Here is a 20364-nt window from a genome sequence, read left to right as displayed (position 1 = left end):
AAATGACAGAAATGCTTAAAGGAATCGCAGCATCTGATGGTGTTGCAGTTGCAAAAGCATATCTACTCGTTCAACCGGATTTGTCATTTGAGACTATTACAGTCGAAGATACAAACGCAGAAGAAGCTCGCCTTGATGCCGCTCTACAAGCATCACAAGACGAGCTTTCTGTTATTCGCGAGAAAGCAGTAGGTACGCTCGGTGAAGAAGCAGCTCAAGTTTTTGACGCTCACTTAATGGTTCTTGCTGACCCAGAAATGATCAGCCAAATCAAGGAAACAATCCGTGCCAAGAAAGTGAATGCAGAAGCAGGTCTGAAAGAAGTGACAGACATGTTTATCACTATCTTTGAAGGCATGGAAGACAACCCATACATGCAAGAACGCGCAGCGGATATCCGCGACGTGACAAAACGTGTATTGGCCAACCTCCTTGGTAAAAAATTGCCAAACCCAGCTTCTATCAATGAAGAAGTAATCGTGATTGCGCATGATTTGACTCCTTCAGATACAGCTCAATTGGACAAAAACTTTGTAAAAGCTTTTGTAACCAACATTGGTGGACGTACAAGCCACTCAGCTATCATGGCGCGTACGCTTGAAATTGCAGCAGTATTGGGTACAAACAACATCACTGAAATCGTTAAAGACGGTGATATTCTTGCCGTTAACGGTATCACAGGTGAGGTTATTATCAACCCAACTGATGAGCAAGCGGCAGAATTCAAGGCTGCTGGTGAAGCTTATGCGAAGCAAAAAGCTGAATGGGCACTTTTGAAAGATGCTCAAACAGTGACTGCTGATGGTAAACACTTTGAATTGGCTGCTAATATCGGTACTCCAAAAGACGTTGAAGGTGTCAATGCCAACGGTGCCGAAGCTGTTGGTCTTTACCGTACAGAGTTCTTGTACATGGATTCTCAAGACTTCCCAACAGAAGACGAGCAGTACGAAGCATACAAAGCTGTACTTGAAGGAATGAACGGTAAACCTGTTGTCGTTCGTACAATGGATATCGGTGGAGATAAGGAACTTCCTTACTTCGATATGCCTCACGAAATGAACCCATTCCTTGGATTCCGTGCCCTTCGTATCTCTATCTCTGAGACTGGAGATGCTATGTTCCGCACACAAATCCGTGCCCTTCTTCGTGCGTCTGTTCACGGTCAATTGCGTATCATGTTCCCAATGGTTGCGCTTTTGAAAGAATTCCGTGCAGCTAAAGCAGTCTTTGACGAAGAAAAAGCAAACCTTCTTGCTGAAGGTGTTGCAGTTGCGGATAATATCCAAGTTGGTATCATGATTGAGATTCCTGCAGCGGCTATGCTTGCAGACCAATTTGCTAAAGAGGTTGATTTCTTCTCAATTGGTACAAACGACTTGATCCAATACACAATGGCAGCAGACCGTATGAACGAACAAGTTTCATACCTTTACCAACCATACAACCCATCAATCCTCCGATTGATTAATAATGTTATCAAAGCAGCTCACGCTGAAGGTAAATGGGCTGGTATGTGTGGTGAGATGGCTGGTGACCAACAAGCTGTTCCACTTCTTGTCGGAATGGGCTTGGATGAGTTCTCTATGTCAGCAACATCAGTACTTCGTACACGTAGCTTGATGAAGAAATTGGATACAGCTAAGATGGAAGAGTACGCAAACCGTGCTCTTACAGAATGCTCAACAATGGAAGAAGTTCTTGAACTTCAAAAAGAATACGTTAATTTTGATTGATCGAAAAGTCCTTGCAACTCAGTTGCAGGGATTTTTTGATTTTTTAAGTTGAGGAAATGAAAGTTAGACTTCATAGTTCGTATCTGAAACAATTATTAAAAAGTAAAAAAATAGTAAAAACTGCTTAACTGGTTCACAAAATCCTTGACAAGGTGAAAATTTTAGAGTAAACTGTTAACCAGTTAAGCAATAGAGAGGAGTTTCTGCAATTTAGAAATGAATTGCAAATAGAAATATTAAAAAAGAAAGAGAGTTTCGATGAAAATTAATAAAAAATACCTAGCTGGTTCTGCGGCGGCTTTAATTTTAAGTGTCTGTTCTTATGAGTTGGGACTGTATCAAGCCAGAACGGTCAAGGAAAATAATCGTGTTTCCTATATAGATGGAAAACAAGCGGCGCAAAAAACGGAGAATCTGACTCCTGATGAGGTTAGCAAGAAAGAAGGCATCAATGCGGAGCAAATCGTTATCAAGATAACAGACCAAGGCTATGTCACTTCACATGGCGACCACTATCATTATTACAATGGGAAAGTTCCTTATGATGCTATCATCAGTGAAGAGTTGCTGATGAAGGATCCAAACTACCAGCTCAAGGACGAGGATATTGTCAGTGAAATCAAGGGTGGTTATGTTATCAAGGTAGATGGAAAATACTATGTTTACCTTAAGGACGCATCCCATGCGGATAATGTCCGTACAAAAGAAGAAATCAATCGACAAAAACAAGAACATAGTCAGCATCGTGAAGGAGGGACTTCAGCAAATGATGGCGCGGTAGCCTTGGCACGTTCACAGGGACGCTACACCACGGATGATGGATATATCTTTAATGCATCCGATATCATTGAAGATACTGGTGATGCTTATATCGTTCCTCATGGCAACCATTACCATTACATTCCTAAGAGTGAGTTATCAGCCAGCGAGTTAGCTGCCGCAGAAGCCTTCCTATCTGGTAGAAGTAGTCAATCAAATACGCCTACTTATCGCCGTACCAATAACAACAGTGCTAGTTACGATGTAGATAGATGGACCCCATCCTATAATAAAAAAGGCAACAGCTATACTAACACAGCTAACAACAGTAGCGACGATAGCCAAGCAAGTCAAAGCGACGAGGATATTGATGGCCTTCTGAAACAACTTTATGCCTTGCCACTCAGCCAACGACACGTAGAATCTGATGGTCTTGTCTTCGACCCAGCACAGATTACAAGTCGAACAGCTAGAGGAGTTGCTGTGCCTCATGGGAATCATTACCATTTCATCCCTTATTCACAGATGTCTGAATTGGAAGAACGAATCGCTCGCATCATCCCGCTTCGCTATCGTTCGAACCATTGGGTGCCGGATTCAAGACCAGAAGAACCAAGTCCACAACCGACTCCGGAACCTAGTCCAAGCCCGCAACCTGCACCAAATCCTCAACCATCTCCAAGCAATCCAATTGACGAAAAATTGGTCAAACAGGCAATTCGAAAAGTAGATGATGGTTATGTATTTGAGGAGAATGGAACATCTCGTTATATTCCTGGCAAGGAACTTTCAGCAGAAACAGCAGCAGCCATTGATAGTAAACTAGCCAAGCAAGAAAGTTTGTCTCATAAACTCGGAGGTAAGAAAACCAACCTCCCATCTGGTGATCAAGGATTTTACAATAAGGCTTATGATTTACTAGCAAGAATTCATCAAGACTTACTTGATAATAAAGGGCGCCAAGCTGATTTTGACACTTTGGATAAACTGTTGGAACGTTTAAATGATGAAAGCAGTGATAAAGTCAAGTTGGTGGATGATATCTTGGCCTTTCTAGCACCGATTCGTCATCCAGAACGTTTAGGAAAACCAAATGCGCAAATTGCCTACACTGATGATGAGATTCAGGTAGCCAAGTTGGCAGGCAAGTATACAACAGAAGATGGCTATATCTTTGATCCTCGTGATATCACCAGTGATGAGGGGGATGCCTATGTAACTCCACATATGACCCATAGCCATTGGATTAAAAAAGATAGTTTGTCTGAAGCCGAAAGAGCGGCAGCCCAGGCTTATGCTAAAGAGAAAGGTTTGACTCCTCCTTCAACAGACCATCAGAATCCAGGAAATACGGAGGCTAAAGGAGCAGAAGCTATCTACAACCGCGTGAAAGCAGCTAAGAAGGTGCCGCTTGATCGTATGCCTTACAATCTCCAACATACCGTGGAAGTTAAAAATGGTAGTTTAATTATTCCTCATTATGATCATTACCATAACATCAAATTTGAGTGGTTTGACGAAGGACTTTATGAGGCACCTAAGGGGTATAGTCTAGAAGATCTCTTTGCGACTGTCAAGTACTATGTCGAACATCCAAATGAACGTCCGCATTCAGATAGTGGTTGGGGAAATGCAAGTGACCATGTTCAAAGAAACCAAAATGGTCAAGCTGATAACAATCAAACGGAAAAACCATCAGAGGAGAAACCTCGGACAGACAAACCTGAGGAAGAAAAGCCACGCGAAGAGAAGCCTCAAAGTGAGAAACCAGAATCTCCAAAACCAACTGAGGAGCCGGAAGAAGAATCACCAGAGGAACCAGAAGAACCTCAGGTCGAGACTGAAAAGGTTGAAGCGAAGTTGAGAGAGGCTGAAGAGCTACTTGCAAAGATCCAAGACCCCATTATCAAGTCCAATGCCAAAGAAACTCTCACTGGCTTAAAAAATAACCTGCTATTTGGTGCTCAGGATAACAATACCATTATGGCTGATGCTGAAAAGTTGTTGGCTTTATTAAAGGAGAGCAAGTAAAGGTAGTAGCATTTTCTAACTCCTAAAAACAGGATAGGAGATCTAGAAAAGATAAAATCGAAAATGAGAATAGAATGTAAGTTCTAATTCTCATTTTTTTCATGAAAATATGCAAAATATCTTGACATATAGTGTAAATAAAGATAAACTATTTACTAGTTAATTAAACGGTTAAATACTAGTTAAGGAGTAACGATGAAAAAAAGAACATTTCTATTATTAATGGCAGGTCTCTTGGTTCTTGTCTTAGGAGCATGTAGCCAAAAAGAAAAACAAGAAGCAAAAGGGATGAAGATTGTAACAAGTTTTTACCCAATCTATGCCATGGTCAAAGAGGTATCGGGGGACTTGAATGATGTACGGATGATTCAGTCAAGTAGTGGGATTCACTCCTTTGAACCGTCAGCAAATGACATTGCTGCTATCTATGACGCGGATGTCTTTGTCTACCATTCTCATACGCTCGAATCTTGGGCCGGAAGTCTAGATCCTAACTTGAAAAACTCAAAAGTTAAGGTTTTAGAAGCTTCTGAAGGAATGACGTTGGAGCGTGTACCAGGTTTGGAAGATGTTGAAGCTGGTGACGGCATCGATGAAAAAACACTCTACGACCCTCACACTTGGCTAGATCCAGAAAAAGCAGGTGAAGAAGCTCAGATTATCGCTGACAAACTTTCGGAGATTGATAGTGCTAATAAGGAAACGTATCAAAAGAATGCTAAAAACTTTATCGCTAAAGCCCAAGAATTGACTAAGAAGTACCAGCCTATTTTTGAAAAAGCGAGTCAAAAGACCTTTGTTACACAACACACAGCCTTTTCTTATCTCGCTAAACGCTTTGGTTTGAAACAACTTGGTATAGCAGGGATTTCCCCTGAACAAGAGCCAAGTCCGAGACAACTAACAGAAATTCAGGAATTCGTTAAGACCTATAAGGTTAAAACCATCTTTACTGAGAGCAATGCTTCTTCTAAAGTCGCTGAGACCTTGGTCAAATCAACAGGAGTTAGCCTAAAGACACTCAATCCTTTAGAAGCAGATCCTGAAAATGATAAAACTTACTTAGAAAATCTAGAAGAAAATATGAATGTTCTTGCAGAAGAATTAAAATGAGGAGATGATAAAAATGAAGAAGAAATACCTTGTGGCAGGATCGGCTCTTGTCCTTTCCCTAAGCCTTTGCATCTATGCATTGAACCAACACCAGGTAGAAGGAAACAAAGATAATAACCGTGTGTCTTATGTCGATGGGAAGCAAGACACTCAAAAAACAGAGAATCAGACACCAGATCAAGTTAGCAAAAAAGAAGACATTCAGGCTGAGCAAATTGTTGTGAAAATTACCGATCAAGGTTATGTGACTTCACATGGTGATCATTTCCATTATTACAATGGTAAAGTTCCTTTTGACGCGATTTTCAGCGAAGAACTGTTGATGAAAGATGCCAATTATCAACTGAAAGATGCTGATATTGTCAATGAAATCAAAGGTGGTTACATTATCAAGGTGGATGGCAAGTATTATGTCTACCTTAAAGATGTGGCGCATGCTGATAATGTTCGTACGAAGGACGAAATTGAGCGCCAAAAACAAGGTCATACTCATGATGCACCAACTTCTAACAGTGCAGTGACACTTGCGCAATCACAAGGCCGTTATACTACCGACGATGGCTACATCTTTAATCCGTCTGATATTATAGAGGATACTGGAGATGCTTATATTGTCCCTCATGGTGGACATTACCACTATATTCCAAAGAGCTCCTTGTCTGCTAGTGAATTGGCTGCTGCCCAAGCCTACCTTTCTGGAACTAGAAAACAACCGACTGTGACGGACTATCGTCCGAGTCCAAACACAACTAGTCAAACTAGCAATCCGAGTCAAGAAGCTGAAAGACCAAGCAATCCAGAAGAGAGCTTACAGAGTCTGTTGCAGCAACTCTATGCTCTTCCAAGGAGTCAACGTTATGCTGAATCAGATGGCTTGATTTTTGATCCTGCTAAGATTTCAAGTAGAACGCCGAGTGGCGTGGCGATTCCTCACGGAAATCACTATCATTTCATCCCATATACAAAACTTTCTGCCTTGGAAGAAAAGATCGCGCGTATGATTCCTTTATCTAGCGACAGTGGGAAGCCAACACCTTTGGAAAATCCAAGCAAACCAGCAGAACATCCAGCTCAACCAGATCATCCTCATGACCAAGACGGTGACCATGGAAGTCAGGATACCAACCATGAAGACCATGACCACGATGGAGAGGAGCATGACCATCACCACGGTGAAGAACATGATCATGGTTTTGCAGCTGACCGTGTTATTAGTGAAGATGAGCAAGGGTTTGTAGTTTCTCATGGAGATCACGCTCATTATTTCTTTAAGAAAGACTTGACTGCAGCCCAAATCAAAGCTGCCCAAGATCACTTGAAAGAAAATCATCAGCCTCAGCACGTTCAACCACTTGCAAAGACTGTGGAAAGTTTCTCAAGAGATGCTAGCGATGAAGAAAAAATCAAGTATATCTCACAGACCTACGGAGTACCGCTCGAAGCGATTCGCATTTCAAATGGATTCTTTGTCTTTGGAAATCCGGATCAAGCCTATGATCCAACCCATATCCATCCCTATGCTGTTCGAAAAGAACATGTTCGTATTCCTCTCCAAACTGGAAATCCAGAACTTGATTTCCTAAATGAACTGTATACGACTGCCCTACGTGATGGGGTATCTCCTTATAGTTTGCAGGTAGAAAATGGTAGTTTTGTGATTCCTCACGGAGACCACAATCACTACATCAAGGTTCAAACTAAGGGCTATGAAGTGGCTTTGAAAAACAAGATTCCAGCCCTACAATCGACCTATCAACCTGGAGCATTTGATGAACAAAGTGTTCTATCTAAGGTGGATCAACTTTTAGCAGATAGCAGAAATCTCTACAAAGACCAGCCAATCATGCAGAGACGGGTTGAACTTGCTTTGGGGCAGTTCACCGAAAATATGAAAAAACTGGCAACAAACTCAACTGCTGGATACCTAGCAGCCTTGGATCTCTTTGATAAACAATACATCCATGTGGATCAAAGTGTGGCACCGGTTGAAACTTCACCTTTAGATAAGAAGTACCAAGCCCTAGTAGATAAGATCAATACATTGGATACAGATACTTATGGCTTGCCTAAGAAAGATCTTTTGGTACATTTGCAGGAAGCAAAACTAGCACAGGATGAGACAGAGTTGGCTGCGATTGAAGCGAAACTGCAGGCCTTGCAAGATTTCCGAGATCGAACAGGGGTTACAACAGTAGAGTACATCAAGTATTTCTATGAACATGTATCTGATGGTCGTTTGAGAGAAGAACTTCGGAACCGTGTTGCCAAGTTGACATGGGAACTTTACCAGTCACAATCTTTCCTCAAAGCAACCGACTTGAACAAGCTATTCCCAACTATTTACCAAACTAAGCTAGAAGTAGAAGAAGCTCTCAAAGAAGAACCAGTTTCTACAAAAGCTGGTAAGACTATTCTAGATACGGAAAAAGTAGATAGTCAAACTGCTAAGACTGCCATCTATGAATTCTTAAAAGAACTCTACGGTGATTTTATGCCAGAAGAGCGGGTTAGCCATGTTAAGAAGGAAGAAGTGGATGCTCTTCTAACAAAAGCTGCTCAACTCCTAGCGCGTGTCAAAGAAGACGGGGTCAAACAATCCCTAGCTGAAGAAGCAGCTAATATCAAAGCGGCTACTGAAAAGGAAAATGCAGACCTTGACGAAGCTAAAACACAACTTGAGGATCTTTTAAATCGTATTGCAGCGACTATCCAACGAGAGAAAAAAGAAGCAGAACAAGATCCACAAACAGTGATTATCTATCAAAAACTCTATAATGTCTTGCTCTCTCTTCACAAGTACTTAGAGGATAACAAAGGATCCGATGCTGACTTTGAACGTGTTGATGGGCTATTTGATCAACTTGCAGTCAAAAGCAGTGATAAAGAAGGTCTCCTCACTCTAGCTAAAGAAATCATTAGCTTGAACCAGGAACTCCGTTCAAAAGCAAGTGAAACTGATAGCCAATCTAAGTCTGAGAAAGACAGTGAAACAGCTGCTTCTCAACCAACAGAAAAGCAAGCGCAAAGTGAGTCTGAGCCAAGTGCTCAACCAAATGAATAAAAAGAAAGGCGAAGTAGCTGAGCTACCTCGTCTTTTTTAGTCTTTATAAGATACAATGCCAATGATGGTATCTACTGCGCGCTCCATAGTCTGAAGGCTGACGTATTCAAAACGTCCATGCATGTTTTCACCACCAGCAAAGATATTTGGAGTTGGAATGCCCATAAAGGAAATCTTAGACCCATCTGTTCCGCCACGGATTGGTTCGATAATTGGCGTGATACCTAAATCTTCCATAACAGCCTTAGCAATAGTAACAGGCGTCATGTCTTTCTCAATGACTTCCTTCATATTGTAGTACTGGTCAGTCAGAGTCAAGGTCACGCGATCATACCCAAGCTCTTGATTCATCTTGTCAGCAATAGACTGCATAGCTGCTTTACGAGCTTCAAAGGAATCCTTTTCAAAGTCACGAATGATGTAGCTTGCACGCGCCTCCTCGACACTACCTGTCACATCCATAAGATGATAGAAACCTTGATAACCGTCTGTCAATTCAGGTCGGTCATTCTCTGGAAGTTGATTATGAAAATCAATCGCTAGCTGAAGGGCATTGACCATCTGTCTTTTAGCAGTACCAGGGTGGACATTGCGCCCTTGGAAATGGAGTTCAGCAGCTGCTGCTGAGAAAGTCTCGTACTGAAGTTCTCCTAGCGGACCACCATCAACAGTATAGGCAAAGTCAACGTCAAAGTCATCAGCATCAAATTTATTAGCTCCAACCCCGATTTCCTCATCGGGACCAAACCCAACACGAATCTCACAGTGTTTGATTTCGGGATGAGCAGTCAGATATTCAATAGCAGTCATAATCTCAGCAATCCCTGACTTGTCATCAGCACCCAACAAGGTCGTGCCATCAGTTGTGATAAGCGTTTGGCCTGGATATTTCTCAAGGCTCTTGAAATCAGCAGGATCCAGTTTAAAGCCAGAATCGCCTAAGTCGATAGCTCTACCATCGTAATTTTCGATGACTTGCGGATTAACTCCCTCAGCATTAAAGTCAGCAGTATCCATGTGGGAGATGAAGCCAATCTTACGTGTTAAAGACGGATCGTTAGCTGGTAAGGTCCCAATAGCAAAACCATTTGGAAGGTAGTAGACGTTTTGCAGACCGACACGTTTCATTTCGGGAATAAGGACATTGGTCGCAAAATCTACCTGGCTTTGCGTACTTGGAGTAGTAGTAGAGTGTTCATCAGAACGCGTGTTGACCTTAACGTAGGTCAAAAAACGATCTAAAAGGTTCGGATAAGTCATAAAAACTCCTTTTGAATTCATTTTTTCCATTGTATCATAGAAAGAAGAGAAAAACAAAAGACAGAAGTTAGGGGAATATACAATGTTAGCGTTTACTTATCAACGAATTAATGGTAAAATGAACTTGATAAAAATATCACAAGGAAGTGATTATGAAAAAAGCAATTCTAATGATGACTTTCGGTTCTCCAGAAGAGATTACTTTTGAAGGTGTGGCTGATTTTTTCACAAACATTCGTCGTGGAGTTAGACCCCAAGACCACGAGATTCAGACTCTCTATGATAATTATGTACGAATTGGTGGCACGCCTCTGCAAAAAATTACCCGTCAAGAGGTTGCCTTGGTAGAAGCTAGACTGGGGAATGAGTATAGTGTTTATTTTGCTAATAAGTTTTCCAAACCCTTTATTCCAGATGTGATCAAGCAGATGGAAGCTGATGGTGTTGAAGAATGTATCTGCTTGATTTTGGAACCTCATTATTCTTTTTACTCAGTCATGGGGTATGAAAAGTTTTTGGAAAGCCAGCAGATCCGATTTTTAGTCATTAAGGACTGGTATCAACAACAGCCTTTGCTGGACTTCTGGACTGACGAGATTAGAAAAATTTTACGAAACCATGTTGGAGAAGAATCTTTCAAGGTAATCTTTTCAGCACACAGTGTTCCCATTTTTGCCTTAGACTATGGAGATCCATATATCGATCAGATTTTCGATAATAGCAAGCTAATTGCTGAACAACTCGGCCTAACAGCCGACCAGTATACCAATACTTGGCAGAGCGAAAGCGATATTGGAATTCCTTGGATCAAGCCAGATGTCTTAGAATATTTACGAGAACAAAAGCAACATCCAGAGCATTATATTTTTGTCCCGATTAGCTTTATCAGTGAGCACATCGAAGTCTTGCTTGATAATGATGTGGAATGTTATGATTTGTGTCAAGAAATAGATGTCACCTACCATCGTCCACCTATGCCCAATACGGATAGCCGTTTAATTGACGCTTTAGTTGCTACTGTAAGAGCCAATGAACACAAAGAATTTAAAGCTTTTCTCCCAGAAGAAGAAACTTTTGATGAGTTAGCTCCTTCGACAACTACCAAGGACATCATGGAGGAGATAGACGACCTTCAGATGCCAGAATTTGTCAAAAAGCTCATTGAGAAAAAAGGCCGTGAAAATGTGAAGATGCCGTACTTAATTAAGAAAATGCTCGAAAAGGCTGGGAAGTTACCAAAAGAGTAAAGAAAAAAGGATTTAGCTTTGTGCTAGATCCTTTTAATCGATTATTTTTTCTCAAGAAGAGCTTTGATTTCTTGAAGAACTTCGAGTTCAGTTGGAGCGGCAGGTGCTTCCTCAACCACTTCCTCTTTCTTAGTAAGGTTTTGAGCTTTTTCAATACCTTTGATAACAAAGAAGAGAACTGTACCCACAACGAGGAAGTTGATAATCGCACTCAAGAATTTGCCATATGTAACACCATTCCATGCAAGCTCAGCGATGTTGTTAGCATTCGCAGCTTCCAAGGCTGGGTTCAATAGAAGTGGAGTGATGATATCATTAACAAATGAAGTAACGATAGCACCAAAAGCAGAGGCAATGATCACACCGACAGCAAGGTCAACGACATTACCACGAAGCAAGAATTCTTTAAGATCCTTTAACATTTTCATAAATTCCTTTCCTAATTTTCTAACTTATTATATCCTAAAACCAAACGAATTGCAAGATTAATTTTTTAGAGATGAATTGCCCTTTTTAAAAATGTAAATTTTACTGAGAATATAGTTTAAAATAATGATCAATATCTGCGCCAAGATGGTCTCAATAGTATTAACCCTATCTATATTTTGTTCAACAAATTGCCCAATAATATCAGGAAAGGTTGTCACAAAGATATAAGTTAAAAGGATGTCGAGACCAAGTGTTGAGAGACGAGCTAAGACAAATTTAGCCAGGCGGGTTGGCCAATTCCTTCTCTCTTTTTTAAAGACGATTGTATCATTTGTGAGAAAGGCAAAGAGAATCCCGATAATATTTGCGAGGGCAGTTGCGAGGATTTCCTGGTGGCTGATATGGTAAATAACCAAACGTGATACAATAGAAACCAAAGTCGTAGCACCACCAAAAAATAGGTAGGAGAGTATTTCGTTATTAAAGAAAGCTTTTATTAGTCTTTTCATGATTTTAGTATAGCATAAAGCTGCCTAATGTGCTATACTAGTAAGGTTGATTCACTCAACCCTTGGTGCTTAGCTTCTTTCACCAAGCATATTTTACGCGGGAAACCGCCAAAGGAGAAAACATGAAAAAATTAACTGTTCGTGACATGGCAGATATTGCTATTGTTGCTGCTATTTATGTGGTTTTGACTATTACACCACCAATCAATGTTCTTAGTTTTGGGGCGTATCAGTTCCGTATTTCAGAAATGTTGAATTTCTTGGCATTTTACAATCCTAAATACATTATCGGTGTGACAATTGGATGTATGATTGCTAATTTATTTAGTAGTTTTGGGCTAATGGATGTCTTTGTCGGTGGAGGTTCTACCTTAGTTTTCCTTAGTCTAGGTGTATGGCTCTTTGCAAAATACAGCAAAGATTACCTCTTTAACGGATTGATTCGAAAAGATCATTTCTTCTTTTCAATCCTCTTCTCTATTTCAATGATTACCATTGCAGCTGAACTTCATATCTTGACAGAAGCTCCATTCTTCTTTACTTGGTTTTCTACAGGGATTGGAGAGTTTGCATCGCTTATCGTTGGTGCAATCCTAATCGGAAAACTGGGACAGCGAATCGACCTTACAAAATAAGAAGTTTATAAGCTAGATACTTGCCAGGTCTAGCTTTTTTCATTATAGAAAATTAAAAGAGAGCGCTTGACAAGAGCATAGAACTATAGTATACTTTTTAGGTAAGCTGATTTAGCTCAGTTGGCAGAGCGCATCCATGGTAAGGATGAGGTCGCCGGTTCAATCCCGGCAATTAGCATTAAATAGACAGAAAAACCCTTGTAAATCAAGGGTTTTTGTTATGTCTTCCCCAAATTTTTCAAAGATATTTCTTATGCACCTGTATAAATGAAGCAAAGAGTTTTGGTTGTTGACAAAAGTGACTCTATCTAGTAGAATAGTAGATGCGATGAGTCGATAGGTAGTCTTCAGACTACTATTGAGCATAAGGAGGTCATAACGCAGGAGCGGACCTTGATGAGTTGTGTGAACCTGCTCATCACATGAAGATGCCTCTTAGTCCCTGGTCAATGACTGGGGATTTTTAATTTTCAGAAAATATAACCCAAAAATGCTTTTCAATTTTTGGAAAAAGTAGTATAATACATCTATTATAGAAATTTTTAGAAAATTCCGAAAGAGGTTATTTATGGGATATACAGTTGCTGTAGTCGGCGCGACAGGTGCTGTCGGAGCTCAGATGATAAAAATGTTGGAAGAATCAACACTTCCAATCGATAAAATTCGTTACCTTGCTTCTGCACGTTCAGCAGGCAAAACTTTGAAATTTAAAGACCAAGATATTACGATTGAAGAAACGACTGAGACAGCTTTTGAGGGTGTTGATATTGCACTCTTCTCAGCAGGTGGTTCGACATCAGCTAAGTATGCACCATACGCAGTTCAAGCTGGAGCGGTAGTGGTGGATAATACATCTTATTTCCGTCAAAATCCAGACGTACCATTGGTTGTTCCAGAGGTCAATGCTCATGCACTTGATGCCCACAACGGAATCATTGCCTGCCCTAACTGTTCAACAATCCAAATGATGGTGGCTCTTGAGCCAGTTCGTCAAAAATGGGGCTTGGATCGTATCATCGTTTCAACTTACCAAGCAGTCTCTGGTGCAGGTATGGGAGCGATTCTTGAAACACAACGTGAACTTCGTGAAGTCTTGAATGATGGTGTGAATCCACGTGATTTGCATGCGGAAATCTTGCCTTCAGGTGGTGACAAGAAACACTATCCTATCGCCTTTAACGCTCTTCCGCAAATCGATGTCTTCACGGACAATGATTACACTTACGAAGAGATGAAGATGACCAAGGAAACCAAGAAAATCATGGAAGATGATAGCATTGCAGTTTCTGCTACATGTGTTCGTATTCCAGTCTTGTCAGCTCACTCTGAGTCTGTTTACATCGAAACAAAAGAAGTGGCTCCAATCGAAGAAATAAAAGCAGCTATCGCAGCCTTCCCAGGTGCTGTTCTTGAGGATGACGTAGCTCATCAAATCTATCCTCAAGCTATTAATGCAGTGGGTTCACGTGATACCTTTGTTGGTCGTATCCGTAAGGACTTGGATGCAGAAAAAGGAATTCACATGTGGGTTGTTTCAGACAACCTGCTCAAAGGTGCTGCTTGGAATTCCGTTCAGATTGCTGAAACTCTTCATGAACGTGGATTGGTTCGTCCAACAGCTGAGTTGAAATTTGAATTAAAATAGTCATATCGTTTAGGAGTTCAGATGAACTCCTTCTTTGAAATAGAGAGGTGTTTTCATGTCTTATCAAGATTTAAAAGAGTGTAAAATCATCACCGCCTTCATTACCCCTTTCCACGAGGATGGTTCTATCAATTTTGATGCCATTCCAGCATTGATCGAGCATTTGTTGGCCCATCATACAGATGGAATTCTTCTAGCTGGAACGACTGCTGAGAGTCCGACTCTGACCCACGATGAAGAGTTGGAGCTATTTGCGGCTGTACAAAAGATTGTCAATGGACGTGTTCCTTTGATTGCAGGTGTAGGTACCAATGATACACGTGACTCGATCGAATTTGTCAAAGAAGTCGCAGACTTTGGTGGCTTCGCTGCTGGTCTTGCGATCGTACCGTACTACAACAAACCTTCTCAAGAAGGCATGTACCAGCACTTTAAGGCAATTGCGGATGCATCAGATTTACCTATTATCATTTATAACATTCCAGGACGCGTAGTAGTGGAATTAACTCCAGAAACCATGCTTCGTTTGGCTGACCATCCAAATATCATTGGTGTCAAAGAATGTACCAGCTTGGCAAATATGGCTTACTTGATTGAGCATAAGCCAGAGGAATTCTTGATTTATACAGGTGAGGACGGAGATGCCTTTCATGCCATGAACCTTGGTGCAGATGGGGTTATTTCTGTTGCCTCCCATACAAATGGAGATGAAATGCATGAGATGTTTACTGCCATTGCAGAAAGCGATATGAAGAAAGCTGCAGCTATTCAGCGTAAATTCATCCCTAAAGTCAATGCCCTCTTCTCTTATCCAAGTCCTGCTCCTGTTAAGGCAGTTTTGAACTACATGGGATTTGAAGCTGGTCCAACTCGATTACCTCTAGTTCCAGCACCAGAAGAAGATGCCAAACGCATTATCAAAGTTGTCGTAGATGGCGACTACGAAGCAACTAAGGCAACTGTAACTGGTGTTTTAAGACCAGATTACTAATAACTACAATAAAATCCATGACCGCAAGAAGGATCATGGATTTTTCTTATTTTCCTAAACAGAATTGGCTAAAGAGTTGGGTGATGAGTTCATCCGGAGCCGCATCACCCGTGATTTCTCCAAGGATTTCCCAAGTACGAGTTAAATCAACTTGAAGCAAATCAACTGGCATCCCCAGTTCCAGCCCTTCATTAACAGCTTGTAAGCTTTCGACTGCTTTTTCAATCAAGGAAATGTGACGGGCGTTAGATAGATAAGTAGCATCTTGCTCGACCAAACCAGCATTTTCAAAGAAGAGGTTGTTAATACGCTCTTCAATCTTATCGATATTTTGATTTTTAAGGACTGAAATGCGAATGACATCTTCTGGTAGTTCTGAAGTTTCAATTGCTTCAGGAAGATCAGTTTTATTAAGTAAAATAATGCGGTTGGTATCTTGGCTGATGTCTAAAAGTTGTCTATCTTGTGCTGTTAGTGGTTCGCTGGCATTTAGTACTAGTAGTACCAAGTCAGCTTCCTTGAGGGCTTTTCTAGAACGCTCGACACCGATTTGTTCCACGATATCATCTGTTTCCCGAATTCCAGCTGTATCGATCAATTTGAGAGGTACACCATTAATGTTGACGTATTCTTCGATGACATCACGGGTGGTACCGGCGATATCAGTTACAATGGCCTTGTCCTCACGCAAGAGGTTGTTGAGGAGGCTCGATTTCCCAACGTTGGGACGTCCGATGATAGCAGTTGAAATTCCTTCGCGAAGGATCTTACCGCGACGAGCTGTTCTAAGGAGATTGGTTAGCAATTGTTCAAACTCCATAGTCTTCTCGCGGACAACAGCAGTAGTAGCTTCCTCAACATCATCATACTCAGGATAGTCAATATTGACCTCAACTTGGGCAAGTGTATTGAGGATTTCTTGGCGAGTATTATTAATGAGGTCAGAAAGAGAACCGTCCAATTGTTTGACTGCAATATTCATGGCCTTATCTGTCTTAGCACGGATGATGTCCATCACTGCCTCAGCCTGTGTCAAGTCGACACGACCGTTTAGAAAGGCGCGTTTGGTAAATTCACCAGGTTCTGCCAACCGAGCTCCTTCACGGATAGCTAGTTGGAGAATTTCATTGGTTACCGCAATCCCGCCGTGGGTGTTAATCTCGATAATATCCTCACGAGTGAAGGTCTTTGGAGACTTCATAGCACCAATCATAACTTCGTCCATGACCTTCCCTGTCTGCGGGTCAATAATGTGACCGTAGTTGAGGGTATGGCTTGCAACCTTGCTCAAGTCTTTTCCTTTAAAAATCTTTTGGGCAATAGCAAAACTATCTGTTCCGCTCAAACGGACAATACCAATGGCTCCTTCACCTAGTGGAGTAGAGATAGCAGCGATGGTATCAAATTCACGTGTAATCATACTAATTCCTTTTGTATTTCTTTTCTTAGGATAGGTATCCAAATATCTCTTCAAATTGTAACAAATTTAGGCTATTTCTTCAATGGATGCTACTTGGAGATTGAAAAAGCCTAAGCAATTCTGCTTAAGCTAGTTTATTTGGTGCGCATTTCTCCTTGTGGGAAGTAAGTTCCTTCTGGCATGTCGTTGATGATGACATGAACGGCTGATTGAGGGGCTCCAGTATTACGGACAACAGCTTCCGTTACTTCCTTAGCAAGAGCTTTCTTTTGCTCGAGCGTGCGACCTTCAAATAAATCGATGCGTACAAATGGCATAATAGCTTCCTCCACTAGTTTTTGATTTCTTCTATTTTACCACATTTTGCCGTTTAAAGCTTCAGAAAATTATGATATACTAGAATGTAGCAAAAATTTAGAAATGGACGTGAAATAATAGCATGGCACAGTTGTATTATCGTTATGGGACCATGAACTCTGGTAAGACGATTGAGATTCTCAAGGTGGCCTATAACTACGAGGAGCAAGGAAAGGGAGTTGTGATTATGACTTCGGCTCTGGATACGCGTGACGGTGTTGGCTATGTGTCGAGCCGAATCGGCATGAAACGCCCAGCCATTGCGATTGAGGAAACGACGGATATCTTCGGCTATATCCGAGACTTACCTGAGAAACCATACTGTGTGTTGGTCGATGAGGCCCAGTTTCTCAAGCGTCACCATGTTTACGACCTAGCTCGTGTTGTTGATGAGTTAGACATACCTGTCATGGCTTTTGGTTTGAAGAATGACTTTCGCAATGAATTGTTCGAAGGTTCCAAATATCTCTTGCTTTTAGCAGATAAGATTGACGAAATCAAGACCATCTGTCAGTACTGTAAGAAAAAGGCGACCATGGTGTTGCGTACTCAGGATGGACTGCCCGTTTATGATGGCGAACAAATTCAAATTGGTGGTAATGAAACCTATATCTCAGTCTGCCGTAAACATTATTTTGCCCCTGAAATCAATAAGGAGAATGAAGAAAAATGAACATCTATGATCAACTACAAGCTGTAGAAGACCGTTATGAAGAATTAGGAGAATTGCTGAGTGACCCTGATGTCGTTTCGGACACCAAGCGTTTCATGGAGCTTTCAAAAGAAGAGGCTTCCACTCGCGATACGGTAACAGCCTACCGTGAGTACAAACAAGTCCTTCAAAACATCGTCGATGCCGAAGAGATGATTAAAGAATCAGGCGGAGATGCGGACTTGGAAGAAATGGCCAAGCAAGAGCTGAAAGATGCCAAGGCTGAAAAAGAAGAATACGAAGAAAAATTGAAAATCTTGCTGCTTCCAAAGGATCCAAACGATGACAAGAACATCATCCTTGAAATCCGTGGAGCAGCTGGTGGTGACGAAGCGGCACTTTTCGCCGGAGACCTTCTAACCATGTACCAAAAGTATGCGGAAGCCCAAGGCTGGCGCTTTGAAGTCATGGAAGCCTCTATGAACGGTGTCGGTGGTTTCAAGGAAGTGGTTGCTATGGTTTCTGGTCAGTCTGTATACTCTAAACTCAAGTATGAGTCTGGTGCCCACCGTGTGCAACGTGTCCCTGTAACAGAGAGCCAAGGCCGTGTACACACTTCGACAGCGACAGTCCTTGTCATGCCTGAAGTGGAAGAAGTAGAATACGATATTGATCCAAAAGACCTTCGTGTTGACATCTACCACGCATCTGGTGCTGGTGGTCAGAACGTCAATAAGGTTGCGACTGCCGTTCGTATTGTTCACTTGCCAACCAATATCAAAGTTGAGATGCAGGAAGAACGTACCCAGCAGAAAAACCGTGAGAAAGCGATGAAGATTATCCGTGCGCGTGTGGCTGACCACTTTGCACAGATTGCCCAGGATGAACAAGACGCTGAGCGTAAGTCTACTATTGGTACTGGTGACCGTTCAGAACGGATTCGTACTTACAATTTCCCACAAAACCGTGTCACAGACCACCGTATTGGCTTGACCCTCCAAAAACTAGATACGATTTTATCTGGTAAATTGGATGAAGTTGTGGATGCCTTGGTGCTCTATGACCAAACACAAAAATTAGAAGAATTAAACAAATAATGAAATTAGCTCAATTATTTTCAGATTTTGAAGAAGCGTTGATAAGACAAGGAGAGGAAGCAGAAAGCCTCTCTTTTGTCTATCGTAGCTTAAAAAATCTCTCTTTTACAGACTTTGTCTTTGCCCTCCAGCAAGAGGTAACCGATGAAGAAAAACAATTTGTAGAAGAGATTTACCAGCAGTTAGCGTCCCATAAACCAGCTCAGTACATCATTGGTCACGCAGATTTTTTTGGAATGCAGTTAAAAGTGGATGAGCGAGTTTTGATTCCTCGGCCAGAGACAGAAGAGTTGGTGGATCTCATCCTCACAGAAAATCCTGAGGAAAATCTTAAGATCCTAGATATCGGGACTGGAAGTGGCGCCATAGCCCTTGGATTAGCAAAAAACAGACCAGATTGGTCAGTGACGGCAGCAGATATTTCCCAAGCCGCCTTAGAGCTTGCATCAGAGAATGCTAGAAATCAAAATCTTAATATATTTTTTAAAAAATCTGATTGTTTTGCAGAAATTTCTGAAAAATATGATATAATTGTATCCAATCCACCCTATATCTCTCGTGAAGACGAGTCGGAGGTTGGTTTGAATGTTTTGCATTCGGAACCTCATCTAGCTCTCTTTGCAGATGAGGATGGCCTAGCTATTTATCGCAGAATTGCGGAAGATGCAAAAGACTATCTCACAGATGGTGGTAAGATTTACCTTGAAATTGGATACAAGCAAGGTCAAAGTGTTCCTGCGCTTTTTAGGAAACATCTTCCTGAAAAACGGGTACGAACACTCAAGGACCAGTTTGGTCAAGATAGGATGGTTGTAGTTGATGATGGACAGGATTAGACAAGAGTTGGAAAAGGGCGGGGCAGTCGTTTTACCTACCGAGACAGTTTATGGTCTCTTTGCTAAGGCCTTAGACGAAAAAGCTGTCGACCATGTTTACCAACTCAAACGTCGTCCTAGAGATAAGGCACTCAATCTTAATGTCGCTTCTCTAGAGGACATCTTGCACTTTTCAAAGAATCAACCAACTTATCTACAAAAGCTTGTAGAGGCCTTTTTACCGGGTCCCTTGACTATTATCCTCGAAGCCAATGACCGAGTTCCCTATTGGGTCAACTCTGGTCTTGCAACGGTGGGATTTCGGATGCCGAGTCACCCCGTTACCCTAGATTTGATTCGAGAGACAGGTCCTTTGATTGGGCCGTCTGCCAATATCTCGGGTCAGGCGAGTGGAGTGACCTTTGCTCAAATTCTAGAGGATTTTGACCAAGAGGTTTTGGGGCTGGAGGACGACGCTTTTCTAACTGGACAGGATTCGACTATTTTGGATTTGTCTGGAGACGAGGTGAAAATCTTACGCCAAGGGGCGATTAAGCAAGAAGATATTCTTGCACAGTTGCCAGAGATTTCTTTTGAGGAGGAATGA

Annotated in this window: 17 protein-coding genes, 1 tRNA gene and 1 riboswitch; of the genes, 13 read left to right on the top strand and 5 right to left on the bottom strand. The window is 41.6% G+C overall.

Features of this window, described 5'->3' with window-relative positions:
- Positions 1–2 precede the first annotated feature (2 nt).
- The 4 genes from ptsP to E7Y33_RS04865 all read left to right on the top strand — a co-directional run bounded on the left by ptsP (position 3) and on the right by E7Y33_RS04865 (position 8700).
- A complete protein-coding gene (gene ptsP, locus E7Y33_RS04880) occupies positions 3–1736 on the top strand; it encodes a phosphoenolpyruvate--protein phosphotransferase (RefSeq protein WP_139689809.1) in 1734 nt (577 codons plus the stop codon).
- Positions 1737–1994: 258 nt separating this feature from the next.
- On the top strand, positions 1995–4526 hold the full coding sequence (locus E7Y33_RS04875) for a pneumococcal-type histidine triad protein (RefSeq protein WP_139689808.1): 2532 nt from the start codon (positions 1995–1997) through the stop codon (positions 4524–4526).
- A 195-nt stretch (positions 4527–4721) separates the two neighbouring features.
- Positions 4722–5639: a metal ABC transporter substrate-binding protein gene (locus tag E7Y33_RS04870; RefSeq protein ID WP_049478735.1), complete on the top strand. Its 918-nt coding sequence runs from the start codon at positions 4722–4724 to the stop codon at positions 5637–5639.
- Positions 5640–5652: 13 nt separating this feature from the next.
- Positions 5653–8700: a pneumococcal-type histidine triad protein gene (locus E7Y33_RS04865; RefSeq protein WP_139689807.1), complete on the top strand. Its 3048-nt coding sequence runs from the start codon at positions 5653–5655 to the stop codon at positions 8698–8700.
- Between the two features lie 36 nt (positions 8701–8736).
- Here the strand turns inward: E7Y33_RS04865 and pepT are convergent, their stop codons facing one another.
- A complete protein-coding gene (gene pepT, locus E7Y33_RS04860; protein ID WP_139689806.1) occupies positions 8737–9960 on the bottom strand; it encodes a peptidase T in 1224 nt (407 codons plus the stop codon).
- A 152-nt stretch (positions 9961–10112) separates the two neighbouring features.
- Between pepT and hemH the strand changes: the two genes are divergently transcribed.
- A complete protein-coding gene (gene hemH / locus E7Y33_RS04855) occupies positions 10113–11207 on the top strand; it encodes a ferrochelatase (protein ID WP_139689805.1) in 1095 nt (364 codons plus the stop codon).
- A gap of 41 nt (positions 11208–11248) precedes the next feature.
- Here the strand turns inward: hemH and mscL are convergent, their stop codons facing one another.
- Positions 11249–11629 (bottom strand): large conductance mechanosensitive channel protein MscL, encoded by a 381-nt coding sequence (gene mscL, locus E7Y33_RS04850; protein ID WP_139689917.1) that lies wholly within the window; start codon positions 11627–11629, stop codon positions 11249–11251.
- Between the two features lie 63 nt (positions 11630–11692).
- Positions 11693–12145 carry a GtrA family protein gene (locus E7Y33_RS04845; protein WP_139689804.1) on the bottom strand — a complete coding sequence of 151 codons (453 nt, stop codon included), beginning with the start codon at positions 12143–12145 and terminating at the stop codon, positions 11693–11695.
- Between the two features lie 28 nt (positions 12146–12173).
- A riboswitch (PreQ1 riboswitch) is annotated at positions 12174–12270 on the top strand.
- Between E7Y33_RS04845 and E7Y33_RS04840 the strand changes: the two genes are divergently transcribed.
- From E7Y33_RS04840 to dapA, 4 genes are all read left to right on the top strand, one after another.
- A complete protein-coding gene (locus tag E7Y33_RS04840; protein WP_139689803.1) occupies positions 12268–12780 on the top strand; it encodes a QueT transporter family protein in 513 nt (170 codons plus the stop codon). (Overlaps the previous riboswitch by 3 nt.)
- 105 nt (positions 12781–12885) lie before the next feature.
- Positions 12886–12958, top strand: a tRNA-Thr gene (locus E7Y33_RS04835).
- 390 nt (positions 12959–13348) lie between these two features.
- On the top strand, positions 13349–14425 hold the full coding sequence (locus tag E7Y33_RS04830; RefSeq protein WP_139689802.1) for an aspartate-semialdehyde dehydrogenase: 1077 nt from the start codon (positions 13349–13351) through the stop codon (positions 14423–14425).
- A 55-nt stretch (positions 14426–14480) separates the two neighbouring features.
- Entirely contained in the window at positions 14481–15416 is a 936-nt protein-coding gene (gene dapA, locus E7Y33_RS04825) for a 4-hydroxy-tetrahydrodipicolinate synthase (RefSeq protein WP_000121600.1), read from the top strand.
- Between the two features lie 46 nt (positions 15417–15462).
- Here the strand turns inward: dapA and mnmE are convergent, their stop codons facing one another.
- Positions 15463–16836, bottom strand: a complete 1374-nt coding sequence (gene mnmE / locus E7Y33_RS04820) for a tRNA uridine-5-carboxymethylaminomethyl(34) synthesis GTPase MnmE (RefSeq protein ID WP_139689801.1) — start codon at positions 16834–16836, stop codon at positions 15463–15465.
- 134 nt (positions 16837–16970) lie between these two features.
- On the bottom strand, positions 16971–17153 hold the full coding sequence (locus E7Y33_RS04815) for a 4-oxalocrotonate tautomerase (protein WP_001117401.1): 183 nt from the start codon (positions 17151–17153) through the stop codon (positions 16971–16973).
- 122 nt (positions 17154–17275) lie between these two features.
- Between E7Y33_RS04815 and E7Y33_RS04810 the strand changes: the two genes are divergently transcribed.
- The 4 genes from E7Y33_RS04810 to E7Y33_RS04795 are packed head-to-tail and all read left to right on the top strand — an operon-like array spanning position 17276 to position 20364.
- Entirely contained in the window at positions 17276–17866 is a 591-nt protein-coding gene (locus E7Y33_RS04810; RefSeq protein WP_000068125.1) for a thymidine kinase, read from the top strand.
- On the top strand, positions 17863–18942 hold the full coding sequence (prfA, locus tag E7Y33_RS04805; protein ID WP_001028815.1) for a peptide chain release factor 1: 1080 nt from the start codon (positions 17863–17865) through the stop codon (positions 18940–18942). The genes E7Y33_RS04810 and prfA overlap by 4 nt, the downstream gene beginning before the upstream one ends.
- Complete coding sequence (gene prmC, locus E7Y33_RS04800) at positions 18942–19778, top strand: peptide chain release factor N(5)-glutamine methyltransferase (protein WP_139689800.1); 837 nt, start codon at positions 18942–18944, stop codon at positions 19776–19778. Before prfA ends, prmC begins: the two co-directional genes overlap by 1 nt.
- On the top strand, positions 19762–20364 hold the full coding sequence (locus E7Y33_RS04795; RefSeq protein ID WP_139689799.1) for an L-threonylcarbamoyladenylate synthase: 603 nt from the start codon (positions 19762–19764) through the stop codon (positions 20362–20364). Before prmC ends, E7Y33_RS04795 begins: the two co-directional genes overlap by 17 nt.

The organism is Streptococcus oralis (genome assembly GCF_006175905.1).
GTDB lineage: Bacteria > Bacillota > Bacilli > Lactobacillales > Streptococcaceae > Streptococcus > Streptococcus oralis_BG.
Note: the sequence above shows the minus strand (reverse complement) of the source record. Positions and strands in the feature narration are given on the sequence as shown.